Genomic DNA, 6,000 nt, shown 5'->3' with positions numbered 1-6,000 from the left:
TGCATGTATTAGGCATGCCGCCAGCGTTCGTCCTGAGCCAGGATCAAACTCTCCAATAAAGTATTGAAAAGAGCGATGTGCTCATTTTGAATCTGACGAGATTGTTAATCTCATTGTTGATCTTGCAAGCAAGATCAGTACTCACTCGTTGTTCAGTTTTCAAAGATCAAACTTATTTCGTCGCCTTCGCTCGTTCGCTTCAGCAACTCTTATATCTTATCATGTCCGAACCAACTTTGCAAGCTCTTTTTTTCAAGCTTCTTTCGAAGCTTTTTTGTAAGTTGCTTGCCGCACCGTGTAAACTGTGTTTTCTTGGCCGGAATTAGAATATACCATGTACAAATTTATAATGCAAGACTTTTTTTAAAAAAAGTTCACTAAGCCCATCTAATGATTCTTCCATGTATCCATACCCCTTCCTGGCTCACATTCCTCTATGCTTTTCAATCTGAATTATAAATGATTATATCCATCACCTTAAGACTATAACTAACTCCTATGCACCCAAGCTTTATCTGGCACAACCCACAAATGACTAGCAGGGAAGTCCCATGCATCATCCACCAACAATTTCGATACATGAGACACCTTCCCTGCGTTACTCTCTATCAAACGATTTCTCCCCTTAAAATCATCTCTAAAACACACTTCCTTCTATAGAATCGTCTTACCTAATACAGAAGCGATCAATCCAACACCCAATCTTGCCGTATGCCGGTTCTGATCCAGCAATGGATTCACCTCCACCAGTTCCATAGACACAACATAATTGGATGAAGCCAGACATTCCATTGCAAAATGTGCCTCGCGGTAGCTCAGCCCTCCCGGTACAGGTGTTCCTACTCCGGGTGCCTCGCGTGGATCAAGACAATCCATATCAAAGCTGACATGAATACCATCCGTATCACTCCCCGCAATAACCATGGCCTGCTCTATCACTTGCTTCATGCCCAATCGGTCGATATCATGCATCGTGAATGCCTGAATGCCCATTGCTCGTATCTGCTGCTTCTCATATAGATCCAGATCACGAAGCCCGATATATACGAGTTTAGATGGATCAACAAACGAACCGGCCCCCCTAATCTGCGACAAGTTAAACGTCGAATGGCCCAAAGCTGCAGCTAAACTCATACCATGCATATTACCCGTCAGACTATGATCTTCCGTATTAAGGTCTGCATGGGCATCAAACCAGATTACACCAAGCTTCTGGTAATGTGCTGTTAAGCCGGCCAACGTTCCAATTGCTACACTATGATCACCACCAAGCACAAGCGGGAATGCGCCTTCTTCCAAAGTGCTTGATACTTCCTGGCACACTTTCTCAGTTACCTGCTGAACTTCATTCAAATACTTTGCCGTAAGTCGACGTGCCGGAACGTTAGTGGGCTGGACCGGACAGTCCACACGCACTTCTCTGGTCAATCGATAACCCAGACTCGCAATTTCCCGCTTCAGCCCGGCAGTTACAAGCTCATCCGGACCAAGTTCAGCCCCGTTTCTCGCACCAGCTAATCCGAAAGGAACTTTAATCAGAGCTATTTCCTTCTGAAGGGCGGATGCTTGAGAGGTCTGGCGGGCATCACCCTCCTGCTTCATATGCGCTCCTGCGACCGGAATGTTCTCATTCTTCATCAGTACCAGCTCCTTTTATCATCGTGGTTGAACGCTAAGCATTCCTGGTGAAAAACTTTTGTTAAGCGTCACATAATACCTCTCTGATTACCTCGAGAGCCCAATCAATCTCTGACTCCTTGATCGTTAGTGGAGGTGCGAAGCGGATCGTCGTTTCGTGAGTTTCCTTGCATAACAAACCGGCAGACATCAAGCGTTCGCAATACGGTCGCGCAGAACTTTTCAGCTCAACACCGATAAACAGACCTTTACCCCGAATATCCTGAATGATTGAACTACGAATCCCTTGAAGCTGTTTCATAAAATAATTCCCCAGCCGCTCTGACCGCTCCGCAAGCTTCTCATCTTCCAGAACATCCAGGGCGGCAACCGCCACTGCACAGGCAAGCGGATTACCTCCGAACGTAGAGCCGTGTGATCCAGGTTCAAATAAATCAAGAATATTGGCCTCGGCAGCAATGGCCGAGATTGGCATTACCCCGCCGCCAAGCGCTTTGCCCATGATCCAGATATCAGGCTCGACCTGCTCCCAATCCGCAGCAAACCTGCGGCCTGTTCTTCCAAAGCCGGTCTGGATCTCATCCGCCATCGTTAGAACCCGGTTCTGTCTACATATTTCAAACGCTTTTGCCAGATATCCGTCTGGTGGTATGATGATTCCTGCCTCACCCTGGATCGGCTCTACAAGGAATCCCGCCGTTTGAGGTGTGATGGCTTGTTTCAACGCTTCCAGATCACCATAAGGAACGATGCGGAACCCGGGTGTGAACGGCCCAAAGTCCTTTTTATACTCTGGAGATGAGGAAAAAGAAGTGACGGTCAGGGTCCTGCCATGAAAATTGCCGGAGCATACAATGATCTCAGCCTGATTTTCCGCTACGCCCTTGCAACGGTATGCCCATCTTCGTACAGCCTTCACTGCTGTCTCCACCGCTTCTGCCCCGGTGTTCATCGCCAGTATTTTGGACTTCCCCGTAAACGCAGAGAGCCGCTGGTAGAAAATAGCCGCAGCATGGCTGTGAAATGCTCTTGATGTCAAGGTGACCTTATCTGCCTGTTCCTTCAGCGCTTGAATAATAACAGGGTGTCTGTGTCCATGGTTCAGAGCTGAATATGCACTTAACATATCCATATAACGGCGTCCTTCCGGATCCTGCACCCAAACACCTTCTGCTCGCTCAATCACAATAGGAAGTGGATGGTAATTAGGTGCCGCATAGGTTTCCGACCATTGAATGAACATTTCGGTATCCGACATGCCCTCACAACCTTCCGCGTAATATTGTATACAAAATACAATACCAATGTATGCAAGCCGCCCCGCCTTTACGACTTCATTCCTCTTTTTCCGCAGATGTCCTCATCTGAATACCTTCCAACTAACAGAAATATAACTAAGAAAGGATTAATTTGTTCCTAAAATACTCATTCATCTGACGCATCATAGAGCATGCGAATAACCCTACAATTTGTATACAATATACATAATATGATATACGTTGTTGTATCCATAATACTAGCAAAACCTATGTGCAATAGACAACGCTTTTCTAAACATTTTTTATATTATAATTCCAGAAAATGTTCTATTATTTTCCCGGTCTTCTCCCCCGCTGGAAAATGAACTTGCTTGCCCAACTCCCCCCTCGATGTTAAGATGATTAAAACCTGAAACACCCCGAGCGGCGTGCCCTGCATGGCTTTCCAGCCATTCAATATCACAATACATACAGAAGGGAGAGTTTGGTATGGAGGTACCTAAATATCGGTCCTTGAAAGATCATGTTTATGATTACATTGCCCAGAAGATTCAGGACGGGACCCTGCTTCCCAACCAGAAGATTAATGAGGCCGAGATTTGCAAAAAGCTGGACATCAGCCGCACCCCTACCCGGGAAGCTTTATTTCAGCTCACCTCTGACAATCTACTGCAGTATATCCCGCGCAGGGGATTTATTGTTGCTCCTTTTGACACAAGCAAGAAGCTTGAATTCTCTCAGGCCATCGGTGTGCTGGAGGCTCTCGCTGCTACACTTGCTGTGGATCAGCTCAAACCGTCTGAACTGCTTGAAATGGAAGCCCTGATTGCCCGAATGGACGAAGACATCAGCCGGCTCGATCTGGCCGCATATAGCAAAAATCAATATCTCTTTCACAATCTCTACATCCAGCGCTGCGGGAATGCCACCGTTATTGAAATGTTAAACACACTCAAGAACAGCTTCATAAGGCAATCCTATGTCAGTGATAATAAACCGAAACTATCCGAGGTGCTGCATGAAGTTAACGAAGAGCACCGACAGATTCTAGGCGCTTTTCGGGCAAAGGATAAACCACAGCTTGAGGCGCTGCTTAAACATCACTGGCGCATTATTGATAACGATATGCTTTAACATACGTGCTTTGAATGAATTCTCGCTACAATTAGGATATATGCCTACCAGTCATCAAACCAATAAATAAAAGGCAGCTCACATCATAACGATCATGGGCTGCCTTTTATTTATTCAGGGCCAGAACCGAGTGGAGCTCTCGCTGTAAATACGGCATACCCCAGTCTTTTTCCGTATTTCAGAAGCAATCTGTCATTCGTTCGACTCATACGCTGCATTCTTTTGTCCTCCAGCCAATTCATATCCATCTCACGAAGAGGATCGTGGTCAACGCCCCATTTACCCATCGTACGTGAATGCTCCTTAACTTGAACGCGAGAGAATCCGCATCCCCTCAATCTTTTCTTCCACGCCCCTGCGGTCGCCAGCGTTCGTATACCATAGAATTGCCTCAACCTGCGGCTCATCAGCTCCGTTTTCCTTCCCGAGAGAACCATTTCCCGATCCACCAGTAATCCTCCAGGCTTTAGCACTCTTGCATACTCGGCAATTGTCTTACGCCAGGGTGTAAAGATGGTAACAGACTCAATAAACACCACATCCACCTGATGATCGGGCAGAGGTAACGCTGCAGCATCCGCTTGAATGAAACGCACATCCACCTGCTCCTTACGCGCACGTCTCACTGCCTTATCCAGCATATGACGATGCAGATCAATCGCAGTTACCCGGTATCCCAGATGCGCCAGATGACATGCCGTCCTTCCTGTACCACATCCAACCTCCAGAATATGAGCACCTGCAGGTAGTGAAAGTGAATCCAGCAGCTGCAGTGTTGCCGAGAATCCGCCAGGATGCGCACTACCTTCACCTAGACGAGCCAGCAGATCATGATAATCCACGTCTCCCCCTCCTTCCCTTCCCTCCAGTCTATGGAGTAAATACAAAATCGGCGCCTGACTATGCCAAAATCCGGGTACTCGTCCATACCAATTGACTCTGTTTCTACTATGATATACAAACCGTTGATTTCAAGCGGCAAACCGCAATATTGAGGGGGATATGCATGCACAGAATTCATCCGGTATGTGAAGAAACTTTGTCACCGCATATGGGACGCCCTGTCTGTCTTGTCATGAAAGACGGCAAGCATATGTATGGCACACTTGGAGGATGCCGGGATGGAAAGGTGTACTTGAATGGATGCTTCCAAGGTCCGCGCCTGTGCGCTGTCCAATCCAAGCAGCAGCTTCGCAGAGTAAGCACTAAGAAACTGGCCTCAGCCAAAAAAGCCAAATCGTCAGCCTATGGGGGCTACCCTTACGGTGGTGGATACGGTTATGGATACGGAGCAGGTTATGATATCGCCTTGATCGCAACACTATTCCTTCTTCCGTTCCTGTTCATCTAAGGTATCCGGAATAGATAGCTCTTGTAATTATATTAGTAAGCAAAAAACCTCTTATTGTTCCATCACGGAACAACAGGAGGTTCTTTTTCCTGCAACAAAAAAGCATCCGTCATCAACGAATGCCAGTAAATTCATATTTAATTCCGCACCTCGCAGCGGGTGTGATGTGTCTAAAAAAAAACACCTCGTGAGAGGCGGGTAAGCTATATTAAATCCGATTTCCTTTAGACATCGTCTTGAGATTGCTATTCGAATTTTCAAGCAATGGCAGCATCCTAGTCGTACTGACCATCTCAGAAGCACATATCGGACAAGTAGGCACGCTATCAAACGCAAAATTGTCCCGCATCCATCCTTTGCACGTATCACTCGTACATTCCCAAATTGCTGCATCAGCCTGTGGGATTTCTTCCATCGGTTTTTTGCGATTATACATGACTTCTACCCCCTTTGTTATGGAAACACATCTTACTGACGTTATTTCACAAAAGCCACTGCTTAGCGGAAGTGTAACATCCGCCTAACTTCTGCCTCGACAACGGTTGGGCCAACTTTCATCTATGTTCAAAAAAAGAAGCTGCCTTTACCATTATAACATGTTAAAGGCAGCTATGCTTT

General features: G+C 46.5%; 6 protein-coding genes and 1 rRNA gene. 2 read left to right on the top strand and 5 right to left on the bottom strand.

All coding sequences use genetic code 11. The features are described 5' to 3' along the window. The 3 genes from ACQSGY_RS30170 to ACQSGY_RS30160 all read right to left on the bottom strand — a co-directional run. Positions 1-59 (bottom strand): 16S ribosomal RNA (locus tag ACQSGY_RS30170); the annotation flags it as partial. A gap of 595 nt (positions 60-654) precedes the next feature. Then, positions 655-1,638 (bottom strand): arginase, encoded by a 984-nt coding sequence (gene rocF, locus ACQSGY_RS30165; RefSeq protein WP_427182288.1) that lies wholly within the window; start codon positions 1,636-1,638, stop codon positions 655-657. A 61-nt stretch (positions 1,639-1,699) separates the two neighbouring features. Then, on the bottom strand, positions 1,700-2,896 hold the full coding sequence (locus tag ACQSGY_RS30160; protein ID WP_427182287.1) for an ornithine--oxo-acid transaminase: 1,197 nt from the start codon (positions 2,894-2,896) through the stop codon (positions 1,700-1,702). A 490-nt stretch (positions 2,897-3,386) separates the two neighbouring features. On the opposite strand from ACQSGY_RS30160, the gene ACQSGY_RS30155 reads away from it, so the two are divergent. Beyond that, the gene (locus ACQSGY_RS30155; protein ID WP_145406724.1) at positions 3,387-4,031 is read left to right on the top strand and encodes a GntR family transcriptional regulator; all 645 of its coding nucleotides are present in this window, start codon (positions 3,387-3,389) and stop codon (positions 4,029-4,031) included. 110 nt (positions 4,032-4,141) lie between these two features. Here ACQSGY_RS30155 and ACQSGY_RS30150 read toward each other — a convergent pair whose 3' ends face one another. Next, complete coding sequence (locus ACQSGY_RS30150; protein WP_427182286.1) at positions 4,142-4,873, bottom strand: class I SAM-dependent methyltransferase; 732 nt, start codon at positions 4,871-4,873, stop codon at positions 4,142-4,144. 164 nt (positions 4,874-5,037) lie between these two features. Here ACQSGY_RS30150 and ACQSGY_RS30145 point away from each other — a divergent pair, with 164 nt between their 5' ends. After that, positions 5,038-5,382 carry a hypothetical protein gene (locus tag ACQSGY_RS30145; protein ID WP_184191387.1) on the top strand — a complete coding sequence of 115 codons (345 nt, stop codon included), beginning with the start codon at positions 5,038-5,040 and terminating at the stop codon, positions 5,380-5,382. A gap of 208 nt (positions 5,383-5,590) precedes the next feature. Here ACQSGY_RS30145 and ACQSGY_RS30140 read toward each other — a convergent pair whose 3' ends face one another. Next, the gene (locus ACQSGY_RS30140) at positions 5,591-5,818 is read right to left on the bottom strand and encodes a cold-shock protein (protein ID WP_111269572.1); all 228 of its coding nucleotides are present in this window, start codon (positions 5,816-5,818) and stop codon (positions 5,591-5,593) included. Between the last annotated feature and the right edge of the window lie 182 nt (positions 5,819-6,000).

Origin of the sequence: Paenibacillus sp. TC-CSREp1, from assembly GCF_050171015.1 — a bacterium.
Lineage (GTDB): Bacteria > Bacillota > Bacilli > Paenibacillales > Paenibacillaceae > Paenibacillus > Paenibacillus silvae.
The sequence above is the reverse complement of the archived record's forward strand: the minus strand, read 5'-3'. Positions and strand labels throughout refer to the sequence as shown.